At 60.7% G+C, this 23380-nt stretch carries 23 protein-coding genes; 13 read left to right on the top strand and 10 right to left on the bottom strand.

Features of this window, described 5'->3' with window-relative positions; translation table 11 throughout:
- The first annotated feature begins 35 nt into the window (after positions 1–35).
- Positions 36–884 carry a GNAT family N-acetyltransferase gene (locus tag ACQY1L_RS20610; RefSeq protein ID WP_430244090.1) on the top strand — a complete coding sequence of 283 codons (849 nt, stop codon included), beginning with the start codon at positions 36–38 and terminating at the stop codon, positions 882–884.
- Positions 885–973: 89 nt separating this feature from the next.
- On the opposite strand, the gene ACQY1L_RS20605 is transcribed toward ACQY1L_RS20610, so the two are convergent.
- Genes ACQY1L_RS20605 through ACQY1L_RS20595 form a run of 3 tightly spaced genes read right to left on the bottom strand, consistent with a single transcriptional unit; the run spans position 974 to position 3296 of the window.
- Positions 974–1327 carry a cupin domain-containing protein gene (locus ACQY1L_RS20605; protein WP_092662688.1) on the bottom strand — a complete coding sequence of 118 codons (354 nt, stop codon included), beginning with the start codon at positions 1325–1327 and terminating at the stop codon, positions 974–976.
- A 16-nt stretch (positions 1328–1343) separates the two neighbouring features.
- Positions 1344–2621, bottom strand: a complete 1278-nt coding sequence (locus tag ACQY1L_RS20600; RefSeq protein WP_092662689.1) for an NAD(P)/FAD-dependent oxidoreductase — start codon at positions 2619–2621, stop codon at positions 1344–1346.
- A gap of 9 nt (positions 2622–2630) precedes the next feature.
- Positions 2631–3296, bottom strand: a complete 666-nt coding sequence (locus tag ACQY1L_RS20595; RefSeq protein WP_430244086.1) for a haloacid dehalogenase type II — start codon at positions 3294–3296, stop codon at positions 2631–2633.
- Positions 3297–3655: 359 nt separating this feature from the next.
- On the opposite strand from ACQY1L_RS20595, the gene ACQY1L_RS20590 reads away from it, so the two are divergent.
- Positions 3656–5032, top strand: a complete 1377-nt coding sequence (locus ACQY1L_RS20590) for an aspartate aminotransferase family protein (protein ID WP_325265768.1) — start codon at positions 3656–3658, stop codon at positions 5030–5032.
- A gap of 111 nt (positions 5033–5143) precedes the next feature.
- Complete coding sequence (locus tag ACQY1L_RS20585; protein ID WP_430245971.1) at positions 5144–6472, top strand: NAD(P)/FAD-dependent oxidoreductase; 1329 nt, start codon at positions 5144–5146, stop codon at positions 6470–6472.
- Positions 6473–7041: 569 nt separating this feature from the next.
- On the opposite strand, the gene ACQY1L_RS20580 is transcribed toward ACQY1L_RS20585, so the two are convergent.
- From ACQY1L_RS20580 to ACQY1L_RS20560, 5 genes are all read right to left on the bottom strand, one after another.
- Positions 7042–7350, bottom strand: coding sequence for a sigma 54-interacting transcriptional regulator (locus ACQY1L_RS20580; RefSeq protein ID WP_430245969.1), 309 nt, complete (start codon positions 7348–7350; stop codon positions 7042–7044).
- A gap of 177 nt (positions 7351–7527) precedes the next feature.
- Positions 7528–7839, bottom strand: a complete 312-nt coding sequence (locus tag ACQY1L_RS20575) for a hypothetical protein (RefSeq protein WP_430245967.1) — start codon at positions 7837–7839, stop codon at positions 7528–7530.
- 77 nt (positions 7840–7916) lie between these two features.
- Complete coding sequence (locus tag ACQY1L_RS20570) at positions 7917–8123, bottom strand: hypothetical protein (RefSeq protein WP_139283869.1); 207 nt, start codon at positions 8121–8123, stop codon at positions 7917–7919.
- Between the two features lie 90 nt (positions 8124–8213).
- Positions 8214–8450, bottom strand: a complete 237-nt coding sequence (locus ACQY1L_RS20565; RefSeq protein WP_139283871.1) for a hypothetical protein — start codon at positions 8448–8450, stop codon at positions 8214–8216.
- 282 nt (positions 8451–8732) lie between these two features.
- Positions 8733–9101 carry a LysR substrate-binding domain-containing protein gene (locus ACQY1L_RS20560; protein WP_430245964.1) on the bottom strand — a complete coding sequence of 123 codons (369 nt, stop codon included), beginning with the start codon at positions 9099–9101 and terminating at the stop codon, positions 8733–8735.
- Positions 9102–9692: 591 nt separating this feature from the next.
- Between ACQY1L_RS20560 and ACQY1L_RS20555 the strand changes: the two genes are divergently transcribed.
- Positions 9693–11330 carry an alpha/beta hydrolase gene (locus ACQY1L_RS20555; protein ID WP_430245962.1) on the top strand — a complete coding sequence of 546 codons (1638 nt, stop codon included), beginning with the start codon at positions 9693–9695 and terminating at the stop codon, positions 11328–11330.
- Positions 11331–11389: 59 nt separating this feature from the next.
- On the opposite strand, the gene ACQY1L_RS20550 is transcribed toward ACQY1L_RS20555, so the two are convergent.
- Positions 11390–12904 (bottom strand): amidohydrolase family protein, encoded by a 1515-nt coding sequence (locus ACQY1L_RS20550; RefSeq protein ID WP_430245960.1) that lies wholly within the window; start codon positions 12902–12904, stop codon positions 11390–11392.
- A 110-nt stretch (positions 12905–13014) separates the two neighbouring features.
- Between ACQY1L_RS20550 and ACQY1L_RS20545 the strand changes: the two genes are divergently transcribed.
- The 8 genes from ACQY1L_RS20545 (at position 13015) to ACQY1L_RS20510 (ending at position 21893) form a co-directional block, all read left to right on the top strand.
- On the top strand, positions 13015–13812 hold the full coding sequence (locus tag ACQY1L_RS20545) for a hypothetical protein (protein ID WP_430245958.1): 798 nt from the start codon (positions 13015–13017) through the stop codon (positions 13810–13812).
- Between the two features lie 260 nt (positions 13813–14072).
- On the top strand, positions 14073–15200 hold the full coding sequence (locus tag ACQY1L_RS20540; protein ID WP_430245956.1) for a transporter substrate-binding protein: 1128 nt from the start codon (positions 14073–14075) through the stop codon (positions 15198–15200).
- Entirely contained in the window at positions 15197–15778 is a 582-nt protein-coding gene (locus ACQY1L_RS20535; RefSeq protein ID WP_430245954.1) for an ANTAR domain-containing response regulator, read from the top strand. Before ACQY1L_RS20540 ends, ACQY1L_RS20535 begins: the two co-directional genes overlap by 4 nt.
- A complete protein-coding gene (locus tag ACQY1L_RS20530) occupies positions 15778–16626 on the top strand; it encodes an ABC transporter permease (RefSeq protein ID WP_430245952.1) in 849 nt (282 codons plus the stop codon). The genes ACQY1L_RS20535 and ACQY1L_RS20530 overlap by 1 nt, the downstream gene beginning before the upstream one ends.
- On the top strand, positions 16626–17546 hold the full coding sequence (locus tag ACQY1L_RS20525; protein WP_430245950.1) for an ABC transporter permease: 921 nt from the start codon (positions 16626–16628) through the stop codon (positions 17544–17546). The genes ACQY1L_RS20530 and ACQY1L_RS20525 overlap by 1 nt, the downstream gene beginning before the upstream one ends.
- Before the next feature lie 22 nt (positions 17547–17568).
- Entirely contained in the window at positions 17569–19197 is a 1629-nt protein-coding gene (locus tag ACQY1L_RS20520; protein ID WP_430245948.1) for an ABC transporter substrate-binding protein, read from the top strand.
- 69 nt (positions 19198–19266) lie between these two features.
- The gene (locus ACQY1L_RS20515) at positions 19267–20211 is read left to right on the top strand and encodes an acetamidase/formamidase family protein (RefSeq protein WP_113111358.1); all 945 of its coding nucleotides are present in this window, start codon (positions 19267–19269) and stop codon (positions 20209–20211) included.
- A gap of 23 nt (positions 20212–20234) precedes the next feature.
- Positions 20235–21893 (top strand): ABC transporter ATP-binding protein, encoded by a 1659-nt coding sequence (locus tag ACQY1L_RS20510; RefSeq protein ID WP_430245999.1) that lies wholly within the window; start codon positions 20235–20237, stop codon positions 21891–21893.
- Positions 21894–22027: 134 nt separating this feature from the next.
- Here ACQY1L_RS20510 and ACQY1L_RS20505 read toward each other — a convergent pair whose 3' ends face one another.
- Positions 22028–22468 (bottom strand): HAMP domain-containing protein, encoded by a 441-nt coding sequence (locus tag ACQY1L_RS20505; protein WP_430245946.1) that lies wholly within the window; start codon positions 22466–22468, stop codon positions 22028–22030.
- 284 nt (positions 22469–22752) lie between these two features.
- On the opposite strand from ACQY1L_RS20505, the gene ACQY1L_RS20500 reads away from it, so the two are divergent.
- Entirely contained in the window at positions 22753–23259 is a 507-nt protein-coding gene (locus ACQY1L_RS20500; RefSeq protein ID WP_430245944.1) for a DUF427 domain-containing protein, read from the top strand.
- Positions 23260–23380 lie beyond the last annotated feature (121 nt).

The following is a 23380-nucleotide window of genomic DNA, read 5'->3' as shown; positions in this document are numbered from 1 at the left end:
ATGCGAGGATCGGATGTTATCGCAGTGGAGGCTTCATGCAGACCGTTACCGCTTCTGACATCACTATCGTGGATCTCGGACCTGCCGATGCAGTCGAGGCCCAGCGCCTGTCACAGCAGGAAGCCTGGCCGCATCGTCTGGAAGATTGGCAGTTTCTGCTCGAGATCAGCCGGGGTTTTGGCGCGGTGTGTCATGGCAAACTGGTGGGAACGGCGCTGCTCACGCCTTACGGTGACACGGCGGCTACCTGCAACATGATCATTGTCGATCCGGCAATGCGCGGCCTTGGTGTCGGGCGCCGGCTGGTGGAAAAGCTGCTGGAACGTGCCGGTGGTCGCGAATGCCGACTGATCGCCACACAGTCAGGTCTGCCGCTTTATGAGAAACTCGGTTTCGTCGCGACCGGCGAGATCCGTCAGTATCAGGGCATTGTCAGCGCTGCCTCCATTGATGCCGAGGTCGCTGAGGTGACGTATGCCGACTTACCGGAACTGATCGCATTCGATGCGGCAGCCCAGGGCCTCGACCGCCGCGCCTTGATGAAGCTGTTGATCGAGGAAAAGCCCTTTCTGCTGTCGCGGGATCAAAACGGTCTGCGCGGTTTTGCCTCCTGCCGCCCGTTTGGACGCGGCCACATACTCGGGCCGCTGGTTGCGCGAGACAAAGAAGCTTTCAGGACGCTGCTTGCAGCCTCCATCGCACGCCATGACGGAAAGTTCCTGCGTGTGGATCTTACCGATGCGGCGGCGGATGTCGCGCTGGTCGAAGCCGCGGGCCTTGCCCATGTCGGCGGCGGTATCGCAATGACCCGGCCCGGCGCACAAGGCGCCACCCCATACGGCGGCGGGCGTGTCTATGCGCTGGCCAGCCAGGCGCTGTGTTGATTTTTCTTCGATAGTGCAGTGATCAAAAAAGACCCGGAAACAGCGATGTTTCCGGGTCAAGTCGGGGGATTCTGCTGCGTGGGTCGGCTTCAGCCGACGATGACGTAGATTTTGCGCACGGTTTCGATGGTCTTCCAGATGCCAACATAACCTGGCTTCATCATGAAACTGTCGCCCTTGCGGAAAATGCGCGGCTCCTGGCCCTGTTCAGTCAGTTCGATGACACCTTCTAGCAGGTGGCAGAACTCGAACTTCTCGCCTTTGATGGAATGGTTTGAACCCGGCGTGGCTTCCCAGATACCGGTGATCACTTCACCGTTGCGGGCATCCTCGAATGCCCATGTGCTGTAGGTCGGATCACCCTCCACCAGCTTTTCCGGGTCGCATTTGCGTGTCACCGGCGTGCCGAGTTTCGACTGGTCGAATTTGATGAGAAGGCTCATGTCTTGCTCCTGAAAATTACTGGAAGCGGTCGAGCGCCTTGTAATAGGCGCCGACCAGGGGAAGAAACCAGGGTTTGCCGAAATGGCCGGGAACTGCGTTCCAGGCGAGGCCATCCCAGGGATTGCGGTTGATGCAACCTGTCATAAGGTCGGCCATGATCTCGCCCATGTGGGTGGCAAGCTGCGCACCGTGGCCGGAGTAACCCATGGCGTAATAGAGGCCCTCGGCCTCGCCGGCGCGCGGGTAGCGGTCCTTGGTCATGTCCACCAGACCACCCCAGCAATAATCGATGTCGATATCGGCCAGATGCGGAAAGATTTTTGCCATGCTGTCGCGCAGGATTGCGCCGGCCTTGGCATCGGAACGCTGGTCCGAACTGGCGGAGAAACGCGCCCGCCCGCCCCATATCAGCCGGTTGTCCGGCGCCAGGCGAAAATAATTGCCGACGTTCATGGTGTTGACGTAGGTGCGCTGGCCCGGAACCGTCGCCGCCACCTCGGCATCCGTCAGCGGACGGGTGGCGATCAGAAAACTGCCGACCGGAATAATGCGGCGGCGGAAGAAGGGGAAAGCAGCGGTGGTATAGGCGCCGGTCGCCAGCAGAACCTTGCCTGCCGAAATTTCGCCGCGTGGCGTCCTCAGCCGCCAGACATTGCCGTCACGCTCGCGCGAAGTCACGGGTGTCTCCTCGTGGATGACGGCACCGTGACGGGCTGCGGCTGTTCCAAGCCCGCTGACGAACCGGCCCATATGCATCATCGCGCTCTTTGTCTGCAACATGCCGCCATGAAAGGCGTCGGAACGCACCTCGTTGATGAGGTCGGCGCGGCTGAGCATTGCCGTATCCGGGTCGGCATCCTTGTGCAGCGCCTCGAAATTGCGGGCGAGGCCCTCGTAGTGCGCCGGTTTGGAGGCCAGCTTCAGCTTTCCGGACCGCCGGAAATTGCAGTCGATTTTCTCATCCGCAATGATCCGCTCGATCGTGGCAATGCCATCGTCGAACGCCTTGTAGATAGCACGTGCCTTGTCTGGGCCGAAGGTTTCACGGGCATGGCCGTAACTGTGAGCGATGCCGTTGTTGAGATGGCCGCCATTGCGGCCCGATGCCCCAAAGCCGACAGTTTCGGCTTCGAGCACCACGACGGAATGCCCCTCCTGAGCCAGCTTGCGGGCAGCACCCAGCCCGGTAAAGCCCGCGCCGATGACCGCATAGTCAAAGCTGCCGCCAGCGGCATCTTTCGATGCCGCATCGAAGGCGGGCGCCGTATCGTGCCAGTAGGAGAGGTATTTCATGTCACATCCTCAAAGGCCAAACACGCCCGGCAGGCCGCCAATGCCCTTGATCTCGGTATACTCGTAGAACGGGTTGGCCGGCTCGTGTTTGCGGTTGACCCAGACTTTTGACTTGATGCCGAGATCATGCGCCGTCATCAGGTCGTAGCGGAAGGACGAGGAGACATGGGTAATGTCTTCCGGCCCGCAACCCAGAACGTCGAGCATGTATTCAAAGCCATTCATCTGCGGCTTGTAGGTGCCGGTTTCTTCCGCAGTGATCACCTTGAAGAAAGGCGCACCGAGCTTTTCGACATTGGACATGATCTGGCTCTTCATCGCATTGGACAGGATGACGAGCGGGATCTCCTTGGCAACGGCCGCGAGGCCGGCCGGTACGTCGTCATGGGGACCCCAGGTTGGAACTTCCTCATAGATGCGCTTTGCATCTTCGGCCTTGAACGGCACGCCATGTTTCTTGCACGTGCGCTCCACGGCATTGTGAACCACGTCCGCATAAGGCTTCCACGCGCCGAGAACTTCGTCGAGACGATAAGCGGAAAAGCTCTTGATGAAGGCGAGCATGTCAGGTTCGACCAGATCATCGCCGTAAATGCGTCGTGCGGCGCCCGCCATGTCGAAATTGGTGAGCGTGCCGTAACAATCGAAGGTGACGAACTTCGGTCGGAAAGTCATGGCGGGAATTCCTGTGTTGCGAGCGTTGGCGAGCCTGCGCGGCTCCTGACACAAATCCTATGGCCTGTTTGAAGATGGACCGGCCGCATAGCGGGTCGGCAGAAGCACAAAACACCGTATGTCGAGGCCGCGGCGATAGGATCTTGCGGGAGCCGCGCGAACGCTGTCCCGCCATTGCCATCTGCTTTGCGCGCGCCGGCATATCCTTTGGCATCATCGATCACGAACAGCGCAATCTTTCGTGGCAGCCGGTCAATCAACCGAACAGTGCGCGTTCCGGGCCGGATAATCGGGCCATATCAAAGGTCGCCACTGCTCATCTGAACGATGCAGGTCGGGCGCAACAACCGGAAATGATCATGCTGTCCAATTCTCTTGTCGAACTCGATCGCCGCCATCTCATCCATCCGGTCGCCAGCTGGCGTGGTCATGAAGCGGCCGGCGTGCGCGTGCTGACGTCGGGACAAGGTGCCACGGTGCGCGATGCTTCGGGCAAGGAACTGATCGACGGTTTTGCCGGCCTGTGGTGCGTCAATGCCGGGTACGGGCAGGAAAGCGTCGTCGAGGCCGCCATGAAGCAGATGCGCGAACTGCCCTATGCCACCGGCTATTTCAGCCTCGGTTCGGAACCGGCAATCCGGCTGGCGGCACGTCTGGCCGATCATGCGCCGGGTGACCTCAACCATGTCTATTTCACGCTCGGCGGCTCCGACGCTGTCGACAGCACGGTGCGGTTCGTCCGGTATTACTGGCACGCGCGCGGTCTGCCGCAGAAGGACCAGTTCGTTACGCTGGAATACGGCTATCACGGCTCCTCGACCGCCGGCGCCGGCCTTACCGCCATTCCCGCTTTCCATGCCGGTTTCGGCGTGCCTTATGACTGGCAGCACAAGATCCCGTCGCCCTATCCCTACCGCAACCCGGTGGGTGATGATGCTGCCGCCATCATCGAACACTCGAAGGCACAGTTTCTGGCAAAGATCGAGGAATTGGGCGGGCCGGAACGCGTCGCGGCATTTTATGCCGAACCGATCCAAGGGTCCGGCGGCGTCATCGTGCCGCCCAAGGGCTGGATGAAGGCAATGCGCGATCTGTGCACCGAATACGACATTCTCTTCGTCGTCGACGAAGTCATCACCGCTTTCGGCCGCACCGGCCCGATGTTTGCTTCGAGCGAAGACGGCATCGTGCCGGATATGATCACCACAGCGAAGGGCCTGACTTCTGGCTATGTGCCGATGGGTGCCGTGTTCCTGTCGGAAAAGGTCTACCAGACGATTGCCGACGGTGCCGGCAAGGCAGTCGTTGGCCATGGTTATACCTATTCCGCGCACCCGGTCTCGGCTGCCGTTGGTCTCGCAGTCCTCGACCTCTATGAGGGCGGACTGCTCGACAACGGTCGCCTGATGGGCGAGCGCCTGCAGGCAGGTCTCCAGTCACTGAAGGATCATCCGCTGGTCGGCGATGTGAGAGGTCGCGGCATGCTGGCCGCGATCGAGCTGACCACCGACAAGGCCAAGAAAACACCGCTGCCCGCTGCATCCCTGCCTTCGACGCGTATCTTTGAGCGCGCTTGGGATGCCGGCCTTGTCATTCGCGCTTTTGCCTGGGGTGTCATTGGTTATGCGCCGCCTCTGTGCTGCACCGAAGCCGAAATCGACGCCATCATCGAGCGCACCCGGCATGTGCTTGACCTGACGCTCGAGGACGCGGATGTACGTGCGCAATTGGGCTAGACCATTTTGAACAGGAACACGCCGCGACCGTTGCCGCTGCGTGATCCGCATTTCACGGCGACCATATAGGGTCGCACGCCGAGACCATTGCTGTTTTGCCTGGAGAGTTTTATGCCCGCGCCCCTGATGACGATTGCCACCGGAACCGATCTGCCGGCCCGCGCTGATGTGGTGGTGATCGGAGGCGGCATCGTCGGCACCTCGATCGCCTATTATCTGGCGCGGTCCGGCGTCAGTGTCGTGCTCTTAGAAAAGGGCCGGATCGGCGCGGAACAATCGAGCCGGAACTGGGGCTGGTGCCGCCAGCAGAACCGCGATGCCCGCGAACTGCCGATGGCGACCAAAAGCCTCGAACTTTGGGATGCGCTCGCAGCCGAGATTGGCGAGGATGCCGGTTTCCGCCGTTGTGGTCTGACCTATCTGTCCGATGACGAAAGCGAGATCGCCGGCTGGGCGAAGTGGCGCGACTTTGCCATCACCCAAGGCGTGCGCACCGCCATGCTGACGCCGCAGGAGGCGGCCGAGCGTGGTCGAGCGACGGCCAAGGCCTGGAAGGGCGGCGTGTTTTCGCAGGATGACGGCATTGCCGATCCATCTCGTGCCGCACCCGTTCTGGCGCTCGGCGTCATCAAGTATGGTGGGGCCGTCTTGCAGGAATGCGCCGCGCGCGGCGTCGAACTTTCCGCCGGTCGCGTCAGCGGCGTGGTGACGGAAAAGGGGACCATCGCCACGTCACAGGTCGTCGTTGCGGGTGGGGCATGGGCATCGTCCTTCTGCCACCAGCTCGGCGTCGGAATGCCGCAGGCATCGACGCGCTCGACCATCCTCTCGGTGGGTCCGGGTGCAGCCGGCGACATTCCGCCGGCGCTTCATACGAAGGATGTATCGATAACCGCACGCGGCGATGGCGGCTGGACGCTGGCGGTCTCCGGCCGGGCGCAGCTCGACCCGACGCCACAGAATATTCGTTACGCCAAAGCCTTCCTGCCGATGTTCACCCGTCGCTGGGGCAACCTTTCTGCGGGCAGTCTGCAGGGCTGGGGCTGGAAACACGAGACGCGCCGCATCTGGAAGCTCGACCGGCCGACGCCCATGGAGCGGGCCCGTATTCTCGACCCGAAGCCGAACCGCGCTATTGCGCAGGATACGCTTGCACGAGCAAGAAAACTTCTACCCGGCCTTTCTGCCAATCCCGTTCAGGCCACGTGGGCCGGTTACATCGACAGCACGCCCGATGGCGTGCCGGTGATTGGCCCGGTGGACAAGATTCCGGGCCTGATGATCGCGGCCGGGTTTTCCGGTCACGGGTTTGGCATCGGTCCCGGTGCCGGCCTCCTTGTCGCGCAGATGTTGACCGGGCAGGCTACCTTCGTCGACCTGACCAATTATAGGTTGGAACGTTTCGCCAAGGGATCGTGGGGCAAGGTTTCCGAATTCTAGCGGCATCTGCCTTCTCAACGTGCAAGGTAGCGGCTTCACGAACGGTCGGTGGCAGGGCGAGCGATTTCACGCGTGTCATCAGTGGTTTGGCGAATGCGGAATTGCCGACCGTGCGAACTCCATCAAGGCGGCCGATTTTACAAGTCTCGGTGCAATCGGGCCCCGCAACCAAATCATCATTATCGAAAAACACCCGTAGCGACAAGCTGCGGGTGTTTTGCGTCGGGGATTACTTTACTTGCGAGGCTGGAGCGAAGTCTCCAGCCGTAACCCGCACTTGTGATCCTGTGCACCGAGCCGTCAGACAATGCCGAGTGCCTTCACCTACGAGGCAGGCGTTGTTGGCTTCATGTCCAGGAGTTCGGGGCCCCCCTTTCCCAAAAACCTTGCGGCCGCAACGCTGCAGGCATTGCCGATGTTGTCCCAGTCTTGCCGGCGCATCTCGGCTTCCGTGAGGACCGCTCCAGCCGCCCGGACGGTCGCGGCTGCGCTCCGGGTGCGGGAGCGTCCGCGAAGGCAAAATCAATGCGGCTCTGCTGTGACAAAATGGAGGCCCGTTCGATCGCGTTCTAAAACTCGCGGACATTGCCCGGCCAGGCATATCGCTGCAGAGTCTGGAGGTTGGCGTTCGACAGCGTCAACTCGCGCCGGTGGGCGACGCTCTGCCGTCCCATAAAACGCCGGGCGATGAGGGGAATGTCTTCCCTCAGGTCCCGCAGAGGCACCGACTCGATTGGGAGGACCGCCAGACGGAAGAAGAGGTCCTCCCGAAACTCCGGGTTCTGCACGGCCTGCTTCAGATCGAGATAGGCGGCTACGCTAATCCGGAGAATGCCCAGATCGATCTCGACGCTACTGTTCGCAATGATGCCAGACATCAGATGGGCGGCCAGTTCCGCGAGGACGGCCGCGACTAATTCGTGCTGCCATCATGCGTCGACTGTAGATGTCGCGACGTGGGATAACGCGTCCGTCATGCCTTGTTGGCAGCAAAGAAAAAGGTCTGGATAAAACCCATCAGGCAGGAAGTCAGCCGTCAAGGTGCCGGTAATACGTTATCTGGGAGATATACACTTCGACTGGACGCCGCCTTCGCCGATGTGGACGTCATTGACTGCATCGTAGCTCAGCCGATACCGGGCGGCGCACCATGTAATATGTCGGACTTCGCTCGGCGTCAGCTTGGAGGAATTCGCGGTCGCCAAACCTTGTCCATTCTCGGCATATGCCGAGGCCGAGTTCCCACCGAAAGCTTCTGCGTTCGCCTCGGGCTCGGGGAACTGAAACGCATTGGCAGGGGCCACGAAAGCGGCAAACATGAGACCGCTGAAGGAGACGATGGAGGCGAGCTTGGCGACGTTGCGCATCTGAGAACCGATCTTCTATTCACTTGAAGAACGGCTGTTGCGCGATTTTAGTTCCTTTCGTCGGTGCTGCCGGCTTTTCAAGAGGCTTTCGGCCACCACAAAGCGGGATCAGACGGTGGAAATTGAGAACACAAGTCTCGCTCAGGAAGAGCATCCACCAGGTCCTTGGAGCGGTCGAGACACACCGCCGCGTCCTCGACGACCTCCGATCGTGGTTGCGCCTGCTTTAAGTCGATCACCCGCTTACTGCCCGACGGCGTGATCATCGCGAAATGGTCGTTCACATCCGACTTCCAGCAAACGGGTATTCATCAGACCACTCCCACCTATCCCAAGTGGCAGCCTTGCCCGCACCAGAAGATAAGAAGACAGGATTAGCGCGCAGGCAGCATGGCTCGGCCGGCATTTCTAATAGTGAGCGCTGAGTCCGCCATGGGTGCGATAAGGCCGCTTGCGATCGCTGAAGCGAGGGCCTCTGTGAATTCGGCACCTTCGAGGCCATGCTTCTTCGAAAAGTTTTGCACAGCACCGCGTGTCGAAGTCGGTGATACGCCAAACTTGTTATTCTTAAAAGCGTTGACGATAATTTGGTTTGTTTCGTCCAGGGTCATGATCATTCCTATGTGATGCAACGTGCTACCAGCAACCGGATCACCTTCATAGCGCCTAAACCGTTGAGCGTGTCCTTTCGTGCTCAGAGCGAGAGATTGATCGCAGAAGGCGTGTGTATGACATTGGTCTATCGCAAACTCATTTTCCGCCATCCTGCCTTTCCCTCCGTCGGTCAACACCATCTTCCTCAATGTCGCGCGATGCGGTCGGGTCAAAACGGCGAATTACCGGTTGCCTCCTTCCGAAAGGCTGGGAAGCAATCTCTCGCATCGGCCGATCGTCTAAGAGCTCCTGGCTTTCATGAAATCGATGAATGCCCGAACAGATGCGGCCATGTGAGAGCGTTCCGAGTAGTAGAGATAGAATCCCGGGAAGAGCTTGCAAGCCGGTTCGAGCACTCGCTTGAGTTCGTTAGTTTTCAAATAGGGTTCCACCAGGTCCTCGATGAGGTAAGCCAGTCCAAGTCCCTCGCGAGCTGCTGAAAGGAGTAGCTCCGTATCGTTGACGGTAACGACGTTCTCGACATCAACATCGAGGACGCCATCGGCACCTTCGAACCGCCATGGGTACAGGGCTCGTCCCTGTGGTGGATTCCTGCTATTGTCTGCCCGATCTTCCAGCGGCCTTCGACCATTTGGATCGAGGAGCATTTGGGAAAATCGTCATCGACGTAGCCGAATAGAAGATGCCGCAGTCAGCAGTCGGATCACCTCTATCAATGCCTCAAAAACTGATCGTAGCGGCACGCCGCTGCGATCGCCGGTAGACGCTTCGGGCCGCATGCGGGAATAATTTCCGCACCGCGCCCCGCCAATCGGTCAGTCGCGACCTTGGACCTAAATCCCGTAACCAGTCGTTCGCTGCGCCTTCGATGACAGGCCAATAGCTTTGTGAAACACTTGTCTCCGCTTCAGAAACGGGGAGACGACGCTGTCGGATCCAGTGAAGATTTCAAATCTTGATCCCTCGAGCAGACTGGATTTGTAATGCTGTTTGATTTGCATTTGATTGCTGCTGACTTTCGATGGGTTGGCTGGCATCCCTATCGCTCATGGGCAGTCCGACAGGTATCCCTTGATCAGATGCGGCTTGAGGGCAGCAAGAACAGCCATCTCCTATTGGGTCTCGACGCCTTCGAGCACGCACCGCAAAATCAGCTTTGAGCATAGGGCAATGATGCCGGCGACGATTTCCCGCGATGTGATGCTATGGGTAGCGAAACTCCGGTTAGGAGCGGTTTGATGTACCAAATGGTCCGACGTTTTCTTAGTTCTTTGTCCCACACAGGCACGTTCATCGCGCTTGTTTTCTTTGCTGCCTCTCTCACTCCAAGTCTCTTGCCTCGGTCTTACCTGGTGCAAGGAGCGCTTTCGGGCGTCTGCGCCGCCGTGGGCTATATGGCGGGCGTGGCAGTGGCTTGGCTTTGGCGATACCTGGAACTTCCTCGCGCGTCGAGCAGGGAACGACCCCTGAAGGTCGCATTCCTCATCGCTGCCATTGCCATCCTGGGTGTTTTTCTCTGGCACGCGGTCGAATGGCAAAATTCCATTCGCTCACTTTGGGGCATGGATGCGCTCGATAGCGCTGAACCTTTGAAACTGGCGGCCGTTGCCATCCTCGCCTTCGCCGTGCTGCTCTTTACAGGACGTGTCTTTCAGCTTGCGGCTCGCGGTCTTTCGGGGTGGATCAACAGGTACGTTCCTCGACGGGTGGCGAACGCCCTAGGCGTAACACTGGCCGCCCTGTTGTTCTGGACTGCCGGGCAGGGGCTGCTGCTGCGATGGGCGCTGGATGCAACGGATGCCTCGTTCCAGCAAGTTGATGCCCTGATTGACGACGACACTCCTGCACCGACCGACCAGGCGAAAACCGGGAGTGCATCTTCACTGGTTTCGTGGGAGGGCCTTGGACTGCAAGGGCGCCGTTTTGTCAGCTCTGGCCCCACTGCGCCCGACGTCGGCGCGTTCTGGCAGCAGACAGCCGAAAAGCCGATCCGCGCCTATGTCGGGCTCAACAACGGCGAGACGGTGGAAGCAAGAGCCGCGCTCGCCCTGAGAGAGCTTCAGCGACAGGGCGGTTTCGATCGGTCGATCCTCGTCATTATCGTCCCGACAGGAACCGGATGGGTTGATCCAGCCGCCATGGACACGCTCGAGTTTCTTCACCGCGGCGATGTGGCCAGCGTCGCGCTCCAATATTCCTATCTTGCGAGCTGGTTGTCTTTGATGGTGGAGCCGGACAATGGTCAGGCTGCGGCGAGGGCATTGTTCACCGAAGTCTACAGCCACTGGAAAACGCTTCCGCGTGAACGGCGGCCGAAGCTTTATCTGTATGGCTTGAGCCTCGGTGCGCTCAATTCGCAGCTATCGACGGACATCTATGATGTTGTGGCCGATCCGTTCCAGGGAGCACTTTGGACCGGTCCCCCATTCCGCAGTCAAAGATGGCGCACAATCACAGATCAGCGGCAAGACCTTTCGCCTGCGTGGCTTCCCAGGTTTCGCGATGGTTCCTTGGTGCGCTTTGCGAACCAGGCATCCCCTCCTGTCCAGTTTGATGCGTCCTGGGGACCGATACGGTTTGTCTACTTGCAATATGCCAGTGACCCGATCGTCTTTTTTGAAACTGCTTCGTTGTTCAAGGAGCCGGATTGGATGAAGGGGGAAAGAGGCCCGGATGTCTCGCCGCGGCTCAGGTGGTTTCCCGTGGTGACCATGCTGCAACTGACATTTGACATGGCGATCGGCACAACATCGCCAATGGGGTTTGGCCACGTCTATGCACCGGAGGACTACATCGACAGTTGGATCGCATTGACCGATCCGCCCAATATGGATCACTCGGTGGTCGAGCAACTCAAGGCGCGGTTTGCCAAGTGACCGATTTCGGCGTGATCCAATAATCTCCGTGGGAGGGGACGGCCAGAGGACGAACTGATCTACGCAGCAATGTTCTTGTTCAACTGCCCATCCTTCATGATCACAAGGAAGTTTTTCGCCGGGTCCTCGATTAAGGCGATGTCCGCAATCGGGTCGCCGTCGACCAGCAGTAAGTCGGCGAGTGCGCCTTCCTGAACCACGCCCAGCTTCCCTTCGTAAGGGCTCCGAAGGCCGGAGAGCGCGAGTAGCTGGCCATTGTCCCCCGTCGCCATCTTCAGGATTTCGGCAGGCTTGTACCAGCGGGTGAGTTTTGTGAGTTGTGCACCCTGCCGCGCGGCTGCCTTGTCATCGAACAGCGTGTCGGTACCCCAGGCCGTCTTGACCTTGTGCTTCTTGGCAAGCGCGTAGGCGGCGTCGGTGCCGGAAAACATCTGCAGTTGCTTGCGTCTGTTTGGCGACCCCTCGGCAAAGGGCGTTGCGTCCTGATCGTCCAGAAAGGGCTGTAGGCACCACCAGATACCTTTTTCCGCGAGCAGGGCCACCGTCTCGTCGTCGAGCAGGTTGCCATGCTCTATGCACCGAACGCCAGCGGCGACCGCCTGGGCGACTGCTTTTGGCGTATAGGCATGAACCGTCGCGTAGGTCCCCCAGTTCTCCGAAGCGCCGACGCCCGCTTCCATTTCCTCAAGCGTGAACTGCGTCACATCGAGCGGGTCGAACGCGGATGACACGCCTCCACCCGCCATGATCTTGATCTGCGACGCGCCGAGTGCCAGTTGTTCGCGGGCGCGCTTTCGGACCGTGCCGGGATCGTCGGCAATGGCCGAGCCGCCCACACGCTCACTGTAGGTGAAATCGTCCGGCCGCGCGGGGAGGTCGATCGGAAGCCTGAAGTCGCCGTGGCCACCCGTTTGCGAAATGAACGCACCCGATGGCCAGATCCTGGGCCCCGGAACGAGCCCGGCATCGATGCCGCGCTTCAACCCGAAGCAGGGGCCGCCCATATCGCGAATTGAGGTGAACCCTCTCATCAAGGTGTCGTTGGCCGCCTTCACTGCCGCGACATTGATGAAGCCGATGTCAGACGTCAGGACGGCCAATTGGGGAACGGTCGCAAACATGATGTGGGTATGCGCGTCGATCATGCCCGGCATCAGTGTTCGCCCACCGCCCGCTATGCGCGTGACGGAAAGGTCGGCTGGAATCTGGATCGGTGACGGTGAAATCGACGTTATCCGGTTTCCGATCACCAACACATTGGATGGATTGGACAACGTTTCCGACATACCGTCAAATATGCGCACGTTTTCGAACAACACGGCTATTGTCGGCGTTGCTTGAGCCTGCGCGGCGCTCGGCAGACCCGCCAGCCCGAACCCCGCCAGCATCGCAGCGGCGCCGACGAAAAATCCGCGGCGCCGGAGATCGGCATTCATTCGGTGCGTGAGCGTCTGCAATACGGGATCGCAACATTTGCACGGCAGGTCGCTGGTGAGATGATCGTACTTGGTGCCAAACCGAAATCTCATGCTTCCCCCCTCCGCGAGCATCACGACACAAGCATACGCCCGCATTCAGTTTTCCACGAAAAGTCGAAATAGGTTACGCGTGAATAACCACTGCTTGCAAGCAAAAACTATAGTGATATCGTGGAAGTACGCACAGGTTCCGATGGGAGAAACCTATGTTTTACAACATCGTTCTCGCGGCCGGACTTACGCTCGCATTGTCGCTTCCGGCATCCGCCGAAGATCAGGCGACTGATCTACTTGCTGACCGTGAATGGAGCATCATCGTCAGTCCCTATGTCTGGGCTGCGTCCCTGGATGGCGATGCGTCGCTGGCAGGTTTGGATAGCAATGTCGATATTCCGTTTTCGGATATTTTCAAACACCTCGATCTTGCGGCCATGGGCAATGTCGAAGTGACGAACGGACTTTTCGGCTTCTACTTTGATGGACAGTACGTTCAGACGAGCCAGGACGAGGATCTCGCCGACTTCGAGGTCGGCTTGAAGATCAAGACGACTATTCTGGCAGCCGGCGCTTACTACCGCGTCTACGACCTCGCACTTGGGGGCGACACGGTGTTTGGTGAACCGCGGCATTTCACCGTCGAGCCTACGGTCGGCATCCGTTGGACAAAACTCGAAGCGCATGCTGATGCAGGCTTCACCTCGGCAAACAAGTCTGCGGACTGGCTTGACCCGTTCGTGGGCATGCGTCTGAGCACAGACCTTTCCGACCGGTGGAACCTAGCCGGCGAAGCCGACATTGGCGGGTTCGATATTGGTTCGAAGCTCGCAATAAATGCCCAGGCCTATCTCGGATACCGGACCTACATGTTCAATCATCCAACGATTTTGCGCGTTGGGTATCGTGTGCTTTCGCAAGACTACGAAACGGACGATTTCACCGGAAACAAATTTCGCTGGGACGTTACCCAGCATGGCCCGGTATTGGGCTTTTCCATGCGTTTCTGACGGTGTCTCGATCCCTGTGATCTGCATCCGAGATCAAGTCAGCGAGGACGTCTGGATGTCCAGCAGACAGCGTGCGATCCCGAAGTCGAAGACCCGTCGCACTTGACAACGCAGTGCTGCCTGTATTTTACTCAAGCTCGCGGAATAGGCATGCGCCGCCGCATCACATGACTTCGATTGTCTCCAGGCAGCTTCGCCTCACATCGCCCCGCCCCGTGCGGGATCTGCGTTGTGGGGTTTTTTGGTTTTGGTGCACCCGCATGAGCGACCCGATCAGGATTGGCATTCTCTTTTCGACAACCGGACCCTATGGGTCGATGGGGCGGGACGCGCGCGACGGTGCCGATCTCGCGATTGCCGAATTCGGCGACGTGTCTGATGGCGGCGTCGATGCTCTGTTCTTCGATCCCCACGCGGATCTTGCCGCCTATCTGGATGGTGCCCGCGATCTGCTAAGACAGGGATGCCGCCACATCGTCGGCACCATCACTTCGGCTGCCCGCAAGGAAGTCCTGCCGCTGATCGAAAAGCATGACGGTCTTCTCTGGTACATGTGCCCCTACGAGGGGTTCGAGGCCAATGAGAGCGTCATCTATCTCGGCGGCTGTCCGAACCAGCACCTCCTGCCGCTGTTCGAGTATCTCATCCCGCGCTATGGCAAGCGGCCCTATCTGGTCGGCGCCAACTATGTCTGGGGCTGGGAAATGAACCGGCTGGCGCGCGAACTGGTGGGCAGTGCCGGCGGCGAGGTTCTCGGTGAGCGTTACCTGCCGCTTGATGAAACCGCCGTCGAACGGATCATCGCGGAGATCGAGCAGCGGCGTCCGAGTTTCATTCTGAACAACCTTATCGGGCCTTCCAGCTACGCGTTTCTGGCCGCCATGCGGGCGCTGGCTGACAGGGATCCTGCGTTTCGGCCTGAGGTCTGCCCGGTCGTCAGCTGCGACCTGATGGAATGCGAGCTTGCCGATATCGCGCCGGGTGCTGCCACGGGGCAGCTTTGCGCCGCCTCCTATTTCGATACGCTGGCGACGTCCGAAAACGCGCGCTTCAAGCGGAATGTTCATGCGAGGTTCGGCGAGCGCCGGGTGTCGAGTGTCTTTGCGAGCGCCTACACGGCGGTCAAACTCGCACTTGCGGCGATTTCGGCGGCGAGTACCGACGATCCGCGGGCCGTGCGGCAGCAGCTCAGCCGCCAGCCCTGGCCGAGCCTGTTTGGGCCGCTTGCCATCGATGCGGAAACCAACCATGCGGCGCTGCCCTTCCATCTCGGCCGCATCAACAGTTCCAACAGTTTCGACGTGATCGCTTCGCGGCCGCCGCTTGCGGCAGATCCTTATCTCACCGGCGGCAACCGTCTGCAGCCGAGACTGCGGGTGGTGTCATGAGGCAGACCCCGACTTTCGCCGGCTCAAAGGTGACGATTCTCCACCGCGAGGACGGCAATACCGAAAAGCTCGTGCGCCAGCTTCGCCTCCTCGGTGTCGAAGAAAATGTCCAGTGGGCGCCGCTGTCTTCGAGCGATCTGCCCGACATCATCATGGTCGATGCGGACCAGGGCTGGGACGATCTCCTGCCGTTCGACAGGCAGGCACCGCTTCGCCCCGTCGTGGCACTGCTCGGATCGGAAGCGCCCGGTCGCATTGCCTGGGCGCTGTCGCAAGGGGCGGGCGCCATCATCGCCAAGCCCGTCGCCAGTTCCGCCGTCTATCCCGCGCTCGTCATGGCGCTGTCCATCCAGCAGGAGCGCGAGGAGGCACAGGATCGCATCCGGCATCTCGAGGAGCGCTCGCGCCTGCGGCCTCTGGTCTATGCGGCGGTCGAGCGTCTGATGGTCTCGCATGCGATCGGTGAGGATCAGGCCTATCGGACGCTGCGCGAATGCGCCATGCGCCGCCGCTTGCCGATGGAGCAGATCGCCGCATTTATCGTTGCCGGCGTCGAACCGCTCCCGGAGGCGATCTGATGCGGGTGTTCAAGGAGCTATTGAGGCAGCCGGTCGCGTTGTTCGGCATTCTCATCGTCCTCACGGTCGTCATTGCAGCGCTCGCCGCGCCGATGATCGCGCCGTTCGATCCTGACAACCAGATGTTCGACGGACTTTCTCTCGAGGGTGCGCCGTTGCCGCCCGGCGGACCGTTCCTGCTCGGCACCGACACGCTGGGCCGGGACCTGTTTTCGCGTCTTCTCTACGGCGCCCGCACATCGCTGATCATCGGGCTCGTTGCCAATGGCGTGGCGGTCACGATCGGACTATTCGTCGGCATCGTCGCAGGTTACGTGCGCGGCTTCTTCGGCACGCTGCTGATGCGTTTTACCGATCTGATGATGGCGTTTCCCGCACTGCTGCTCGCGATCGTGCTGGCCGCCCTGCTTCGCCCCAGCCTCTGGATCGTCGCGATGGTGATCGCGCTGGTCAATTGGGTGCAGGTCGCCCGCATCGTCTATACGGAAACCCGCGGGCTGGTGGAGCGTGACTTCATCATGGCCGAACGCTCGCTCGGTGCCGGTCACGGGCGGATCCTGTTCCTGCATATCCTGCCGCATCTGATGCCGACAGCGATCGTCTGGGGCACGCTCGGCATTGCAACGACCGTGCTTCTTGAAGCAACGCTGTCCTTCCTCGGGATCGGCGTGCAGCCGCCGCAGCCGTCCTGGGGCAATATCATCTTCGAGAGCCAGAGCTATTTCCAGGCGGCACCGTGGCTGGTGTTTTTCCCCGGCGCGGTCATCCTTTTGACGGCACTCTCCTTCAACCTCGTCGGTGACGCCCTTCGCGACATTCTCGATCCGACGCAGCGGGGGCGAGGCTGATGGCGATGCTCTTTCTCCGGCGCCTCGTGCAGATGGCGCTGATCCTGCTCGGGGTCGCGGCGATCACCTTCGTGCTGCTCTACGCCCTGCCGGCAGATCCGGCCCGGATGATTGCCGGCCGCAGCGCAACGGCGCAGACGGTCGCCAACATTCGCCGGGAACTCGGCCTCGACCAGTCGTTGCCGGTGCAGTTCTGGTCCTATCTCTCCAACTTGCTGCAGGGCAATCTCGGTCGTTCCTATGCGCAGAAGACGGAAGTTGCGACGCTGATCGTGGCGCGGCTGCCGGCCACCCTGACGCTGATGTTTTCCGGCATCGTCGTCGAAGTGGTGCTCGGGCTGACGCTTGGAACGATCGCTGCCGTCCGCCGCGGCGGGTTCGTCGACCGGATGGTGATGATGGCATCCTTTGTCGGCGTGTCGGCGCCACAATTCGTGGTGGCGCTGCTGCTGCTTTATGTGTTTGCCGCAACGCTCGGCTGGTTTCCGATGAGCGGCTACGGCACGTTTTCGCATGTGGTGCTGCCGGCTGCCACGCTCGGCGTGCTTGGTGCCGGGTGGTATGCCCGCATGGTCCGCTCGGCAATGATCGACGTGCTCAACCAGGATTACGTGCGCACGGCCCGCGCCAAGGGGTTGTCGTCGCGCCGCATCACCTTCCGCCATGCGCTGCCCAATGCGGTGCTGCCTGTCATCGCGATGATCGGCATCGATATCGGCCAATTCATGGGCGGCGTTGTGGTGGTGGAGGCCGTCTACGGCTGGCCGGGCATCGGCCAGCTGGCGTGGCAGGCGATCCAGCAGGTGGATATCCCGATCATCATGGGCGTGACGCTCACTTCCGCGCTCGCCATCATTCTCGGCAACCTCGTTGCAGACCTTATCGCGCCGGTCATCGACCCGCGCATTAGAACCCGCTGACAGCAACAAAAAGGGGAACGACATGTTCAAACGCTGGCTTCGAAACACAACCGTTGCAACCATGGTGGCAATCGCCCCCGTGGGCACCATGTCCGCCATGGCGCAGGGCGCACCGCAGCAGGGCGGCGATATCGTCGTCACCTACAAGGACGACATCACCACGCTCGATCCGGCGATCGGTTACGACTGGGTCAACTGGTCGATGATCAAGAGCCTCTATTCGCGGCTGATGGATTACGAGCCGGGCACGCCGAACCCGGTGCCGTCGCTGGCCGAAAGCTTTGAGGTCGCTCCGGACGGGCTGACCTACACGTTCAAGCTGCGCAAGGGCGTGAAATTTTCCAACGGTCGCGAAGTCGTCGCATCCGACGTCAAATACTCGATCGAGCGTGCCGTCGATCCGAAGACGCAAGGCCCCGGTGCCGGCTTCTTCGGCGCCATCAATGGCTTCGAGGACGTAACGGGCGGCAAATCGACGACATTGTCGGGCATCGAGACGCCGGATGCCGGCACGGTCGTGTTCAAATTGTCGCGTCCGGATGCGACCTTCCTGCACGTGCTCGCCATCAACTTCGCCTCGGTCGTGCCGAAGGAAGCCGTCGAGGCAGCCGGTGGTGATTTCGGCAAGAGCCCTGTCGGCTCCGGTACGTTCACTCTGAAGGAATGGACGATCGGTCAGCGTCTCGTGTTCGAGAAGAACCCGGCCTATTACGTCAAGAACGTGCCGCATATCGACAAGTTCACCGTGGAGGTTGGCCAGGAACCTCTCGTCGCATTGCTGCGTCTACAGAAAGGCGAGGTCGATATCGCCGGTGACGGCATCCCGCCGGCAAAGTTCCTGGAAATCAAGAACTCGCCCGACGGCGCTCTGATCATTGTCGACGGCGCGCAGCTGCATACCGGCTACATCACGCTCAACACCAAGATGAAGCCGTTCGACAACGTCAAGGTGCGTCAGGCTCTCAACATGGCGGTCAACAAGGAGCGGGTCGCGCGTATCCTCAACGGCCGCGCCACGCCCGCCAACCAGCCGCTGCCGCCGCTGATGCCCGGCTACGACAAGTCGTTTACGGGTTATGCCTACGACGTTGCCAAAGCCAAGGCGCTGCTTGCGGAAGCGGGCTTTGCCGACGGTTTCGAGACGGTGCTCTACTCGACGAATACCGATCCGCAGCCGCGCATTGCCCAGGCGATCCAGCAGGATCTGGCAGCGATCGGCGTCAAGGCCGAAATCCGGGCGCTTGCCCAGGCGAACGTGATTGCTGCCGGCGGCACGGAAGGCGAAGCGCCGATGATCTGGTCGGGCGGCATGGCCTGGATCGCCGACTTCCCGGACGCGTCGAACTTCTACGGTCCGATCCTCGGCTGCGCCGGCGCGGTACAGGGCGGCTGGAACTGGTCCTGGTACTGCAACAAGGATCTTGATGCACGCGCCGTTGCGGCCGATTCGATGTCCGATCCGGCAAAGGCTGCCGAGCGTACCGCTACCTGGGGCAAGGTCTTCACGGACATCATGGCCGATGCGCCATGGGTGCCTGTGATCAACGAGCGCCGCGTCGTCGCCAAGTCGCTGCGCATGGGCGGAGCCGACAACATCTACATCGATCCGACCCGCGTCATCAATTACGACGCGATCTTCGTGAAGCAGTAAGCCTTCTCGCAGTTACCCTCCCGGCCAGGAAGCCGGGAGGGTTTCGATAAGAATGAAGGGAGAGACCCCATGTGCATAGCCTGTACCCACACCATTCATCGCGCTCAGCATAATTTCGGCTGGAATAAGGATTTCGAACCGGCAGTGGTCGCGAAACCGGGCGAGACGATCCATTTCGAGTGCCTGGATTCCTCCGGCGGCCAGCTCGGGCGTGATGCGACGCTGGAGACGCTGAACGGTCTCGATTTCGGCAAGATCAATCCGGTTTCCGGACCTGTTTATGTGGAGGGCGCAAAGCCGGGCGATGCGCTGAAGGTCACGCTGCGCAAGTTCATTCCGTCAGGCGTCGGCTGGACGGCCAACATTCCGGGCTTCGGTCTTCTGGCCGACCAGTTCAAGGACCCGGCGCTGCATGTCTGGACCTATGATACCGCTACCATGGCGCCGTCGCTGTTTGGCCCCGGCGGACGGGTGCCGCTGAAGCCGTTTGCTGGGACGATCGGTGTCGCTCCTGCCGAACCGGGCACCCATTCGGTGGTGCCGCCGCGCCGGGTCGGGGGCAATCTCGATATCCGCGACCTGTCGGCTGGCGTCACGCTCTACCTGCCGGTTGAAGTTGAGGGTGCGCTGTTCTCGATCGGCGATACGCATGCAGCCCAGGGCGACGGCGAAGTTTGCGGCACGGCGATCGAAAGCCAGATGAATGTCGAGGCGACGATCGAGCTGGTCAAGGATGCGAAGCTCCAGTCGCCGCGCTTTACGGTTACCGAGCCGGTGACCCGCCATCTCGACGGCGCCGGATACGAAGTCACGACCGGCATCGGGCCGGACCTGATGACCGGTGCGCGAGAAAGCGTCATGCGGATGATCGATCTGTTGACCGTCGAACACGGCTTGAACCCGGTCGATGCCTATATGCTCTGCTCCGTCTGCGGCGATCTCAGGATCAGCGAGATCGTCGATGCGCCGAACTGGGTGGTGTCGTTCTACTTCCCGCGGATCGTCTTCGCGTGAACGAGCATTCCGCCACAGCTGCAATGCCGATCCTCAGCGTCCGCGATCTCGATGTCGATGCGCGAACGCCCGAGGGGCGTAAGCCGGTTCTGCGAAACGTAAGTTTCGATCTGGCAGCGGGCGAAACGCTCTGCATCGCCGGCGAATCCGGGTCGGGCAAATCCGTCACCTCGCTGTCGATCATGGGACTGTTGCCGAAGGCCTCGCTGACGGTGACCGCGGGCAAGATCCTGCTCGGCGATCGCGACCTGACATCGCTTTCCGACCGGGCGATGCGCGCTGTGCGGGGAGGCGATATCGCGATGATCTTCCAGGAGCCGATGACGTCGCTCAATCCCGTGATCTCGATCGGCGCGCAGCTGACCGAAGCGATCCGCGAGCATCAGGGCCGCGACAATGCCGACGCCGTGGCGCTGCAGATGCTCGACGCGGTGCATATGACCGAACCGGCGCGCCGAATGAAGCAGTTTCCGCACGAGCTTTCCGGCGGCATGCGGCAGCGGGTGATGATCGCCATGGCGCTGTCCTGCCGGCCGAAAGTGCTGATCGCCGACGAGCCGACAACCGCGCTCGACGTAACGGTACAGGCGCAGATCCTGACGCTGATGCGCGAATTGAAGCGCGAGTTCGACACCTCGATCATTATGATCACCCACGACATGGGTGTTGTGGCGGAAATGGCCGACCGCGTCGTCATCCTGCAGAACGGCAGCATCGTCGAGCGAGGCGGCGTCATCGATATCTTCCACCGGCCGCAGGCTACCTATACGCAGCAATTGCTGGCCGCCGTGCCGATCCTTGGTGCGCATGCGGGAACCGACGGTCCGCCGCGTGTCTCGGCCGAGCCGAAACAGCCGCTTCCCGCGCCGGATCGGTCGCCTGTCCTCAATGTCCGCGATCTCGGCGTCAGCTATGGCAGCGTCGCCGGCCGGATTTTCAAGGGCAAGCCGCCGGTGAATGCGGTCAGCGACGTCGCCTTCGATATCCTGCCCGGCGAGACGCTGGGTCTGGTCGGCGAAAGCGGATCGGGCAAATCGACCACCGGAAAGGCCGTCCTCGGGCTCATTCCCTTCACCGGCCAGGTGATGATCGACGGCCGCGAGATCGGCATGCTTAGCCAACGCGATATGCAGGCGGTGCGCCGGTCGGCGCAGATGATCTTCCAGGATCCCTATGCCTCGCTCGATCCGCGCATGGCGGTCGGGCGGGCGATCGCCGAACCACTGGTCATCCACGGTATCGGCAACAGAACCGAACGACAGGACCGGGTCGCAGACCTGCTTCGCCGCGTCGGCCTGCCGCCGGAGGCCGCCAGCCGGTATCCGCACGAGTTTTCAGGCGGCCAGCGCCAGCGCATCTGCATCGCCCGGGCGCTGGCTCTCGAACCCAAGCTCATCGTCGCCGACGAAAGCGTTGCGGCGCTCGACGTCTCCGTGCGGGCGCGCGTGCTGGACCTGATGCTGGAATTGCAGGAGACGATGGGGATCGCCTATCTGTTCATCAGCCACGACATGGCAGTGATCGAACGCATGTCCCACAATGTCGCGGTGATGCGCGGCGGGTCGATCGTCGAGATGGGCAGCCGCCGAGACGTCTTCGAACAGCCGAAGGACGAGTATACGCGGGCGTTGATGGCTGCGGTGCCGATCCCCGATCCCGCTGCACGTCGGCATCACGGTTAAGGCGACGCGTATTCGTGGATTGCCTGACCTTGATGCGGGTCCGTTGCCAACCCTTGACGGAGCAACCAGGCAATCGCCTCATCTAACCTCGACTTTCGCATATTTGCTAATCCGCGCACCAACGCCCTACGGTCTCAGAAGTCGCTTTGAACCGCTCGGCGCTTCTCCCGCTCCATTCTCTCCTGTTCCGACATGGGGCGGTTCGCGGAGGCCTCTTCTTCGAGACGACTGCGTTCGCGGGCCTTGTCGCGGAAGATCGCGACGGTTGAGGCCATCGCGCCGATTTCGTCTGATCTGCCTTCGCTATATATCAAGACATCGACGTTGCCGTGCGCAAGCGAGCCTATTGCCTTTGCAATCGCGTTGAGGGGGACGGTGACGCTGGCGATGACGGCCCAGATTGAGAGGGCGGCGAGAACCAGTGCAGATCCAAGTCCGATCATCTGCAGGTAGGGAAAGCTGCCGGCAGCCTCCGAGACATCAGCACCGATCGTCTTGTTCTGTGTCTCCTGATAGTCGATGAAGCGGTTGATTGCGGCCAGCCATTCCACGAAGTATAGGCGGGCCTTTTGCATCAGCAGGACTTAAGCGTCTGCACTGTTCCCGTTGCGGACAATAGAGATTATCTGAGCGACGACCGGGTTGGTTTTAGCCTGTATGTCAGCAATGTCGTTGGTAATAACCTTCTCATCAGCTGATGTGTCGGCGCGCTCACCCAGCATCTTGTTGAAATGCGCCGGCGGCTGCGGCGCAGGTTAAATGATTGTTGAGACGGCCGATTGCGAGGACCAGCCATGTCGCCCTTCCGGCCTTGCAAATTACCGTCGCTGATGCATCCTGGCACGGACTGGAGGACATCATGGCTACACTTACTTATCCCGTTCCAGACCCATGCCTGCCCGGACAGGAGAGTGTCTGGTCTTTCCCGAGGCCGAGCATCGCCCAGCCTGTGCGCAATCATTTGAAAATCATCTACAACGGCCGTGTTCTCGCGGAGACGACGGCCGCAGTGCGCACGATCGAAACAAGCCATCCGCCGACCTATTATTTTCCGCCCGCCGACGTAGATCTATCTATGCTGCTTGAGAGCAGCAGCAGTTCGATCTGCGAGTGGAAAGGACAGGCGCGCTATTTCGATATTCAATCGGGCGACAAAACGAGCAGGAACGCAGCCTGGGCCTATGCGCATCCCACGACATCCTTTGCCCTGATTAAGGATTTCATAGCCTTCTACCCAAAGGCCATGGACTTGTGCCTCGTAGACGACGAGGCCGTTGTGCCCCAGGCCGGGACGTTCTACGGCGGATGGATCACCTCAGCCGTTGCTGGCCCGTTCAAAGGTCCGCCTGGGACAGAGCGTTGGTGAACGGGGCCAGACAACGTTCAGTGGGCTTGCGATGTACCAGCGACGCTGCAGACCGATAGACGGCAGAGTTAGCTTAGGAGACCTTGGGCCTTCCGTTCAACGTCTCCGGAATTCCTCGTCG

Origin of the sequence: Neorhizobium sp. DAR64862/K0K3, assembly GCF_050500185.1 — a bacterium.
Lineage (GTDB): Bacteria > Pseudomonadota > Alphaproteobacteria > Rhizobiales > Rhizobiaceae > Neorhizobium > Neorhizobium soli.
This window is presented reverse-complemented; position numbering and strand designations above follow the sequence as displayed.

Excerpts from the sequence above, each read along its gene's own strand:
- ACQY1L_RS20585 (WP_430245971.1), top strand. The coding sequence starts at position 5,144 with ATGCCCGCGCCCCTGATGACGATTGCCACCGGAACCGATCTGCCGGCC.
- ACQY1L_RS20600 (WP_092662689.1), bottom strand. The coding sequence starts at position 2,621 with ATGAAATACCTCTCCTACTGGCACGATACGGCGCCCGCCTTCGATGCG.
- ACQY1L_RS20595 (WP_430244086.1), bottom strand. The coding sequence starts at position 3,296 with ATGACTTTCCGACCGAAGTTCGTCACCTTCGATTGTTACGGCACGCTC.
- ACQY1L_RS20525 (WP_430245950.1), top strand. The coding sequence starts at position 16,626 with ATGGCGATGCTCTTTCTCCGGCGCCTCGTGCAGATGGCGCTGATCCTG.
- ACQY1L_RS20530 (WP_430245952.1), top strand. The coding sequence starts at position 15,778 with ATGCGGGTGTTCAAGGAGCTATTGAGGCAGCCGGTCGCGTTGTTCGGC.
- ACQY1L_RS20605 (WP_092662688.1), bottom strand. The coding sequence starts at position 1,327 with ATGAGCCTTCTCATCAAATTCGACCAGTCGAAACTCGGCACGCCGGTG.
- ACQY1L_RS20560 (WP_430245964.1), bottom strand. The coding sequence starts at position 9,101 with ATGCTCCTCGATCCAAATGGTCGAAGGCCGCTGGAAGATCGGGCAGAC.
- ACQY1L_RS20520 (WP_430245948.1), top strand. The coding sequence starts at position 17,569 with ATGTTCAAACGCTGGCTTCGAAACACAACCGTTGCAACCATGGTGGCA.
- ACQY1L_RS20510 (WP_430245999.1), top strand. The coding sequence starts at position 20,235 with ATGCCGATCCTCAGCGTCCGCGATCTCGATGTCGATGCGCGAACGCCC.
- ACQY1L_RS20535 (WP_430245954.1), top strand. The coding sequence starts at position 15,197 with ATGAGGCAGACCCCGACTTTCGCCGGCTCAAAGGTGACGATTCTCCAC.
- ACQY1L_RS20550 (WP_430245960.1), bottom strand. The coding sequence starts at position 12,904 with ATGCGGGCGTATGCTTGTGTCGTGATGCTCGCGGAGGGGGGAAGCATG.
- ACQY1L_RS20565 (WP_139283871.1), bottom strand. The coding sequence starts at position 8,450 with ATGACCCTGGACGAAACAAACCAAATTATCGTCAACGCTTTTAAGAAT.
- ACQY1L_RS20575 (WP_430245967.1), bottom strand. The coding sequence starts at position 7,839 with ATGCGCAACGTCGCCAAGCTCGCCTCCATCGTCTCCTTCAGCGGTCTC.
- ACQY1L_RS20500 (WP_430245944.1), top strand. The coding sequence starts at position 22,753 with ATGGCTACACTTACTTATCCCGTTCCAGACCCATGCCTGCCCGGACAG.
- ACQY1L_RS20580 (WP_430245969.1), bottom strand. The coding sequence starts at position 7,350 with ATGTCTGGCATCATTGCGAACAGTAGCGTCGAGATCGATCTGGGCATT.
- ACQY1L_RS20505 (WP_430245946.1), bottom strand. The coding sequence starts at position 22,468 with ATGCAAAAGGCCCGCCTATACTTCGTGGAATGGCTGGCCGCAATCAAC.
- ACQY1L_RS20515 (WP_113111358.1), top strand. The coding sequence starts at position 19,267 with ATGTGCATAGCCTGTACCCACACCATTCATCGCGCTCAGCATAATTTC.
- ACQY1L_RS20555 (WP_430245962.1), top strand. The coding sequence starts at position 9,693 with ATGTACCAAATGGTCCGACGTTTTCTTAGTTCTTTGTCCCACACAGGC.
- ACQY1L_RS20540 (WP_430245956.1), top strand. The coding sequence starts at position 14,073 with ATGAGCGACCCGATCAGGATTGGCATTCTCTTTTCGACAACCGGACCC.
- ACQY1L_RS20590 (WP_325265768.1), top strand. The coding sequence starts at position 3,656 with ATGCTGTCCAATTCTCTTGTCGAACTCGATCGCCGCCATCTCATCCAT.
- ACQY1L_RS20610 (WP_430244090.1), top strand. The coding sequence starts at position 36 with ATGCAGACCGTTACCGCTTCTGACATCACTATCGTGGATCTCGGACCT.
- ACQY1L_RS20545 (WP_430245958.1), top strand. The coding sequence starts at position 13,015 with ATGTTTTACAACATCGTTCTCGCGGCCGGACTTACGCTCGCATTGTCG.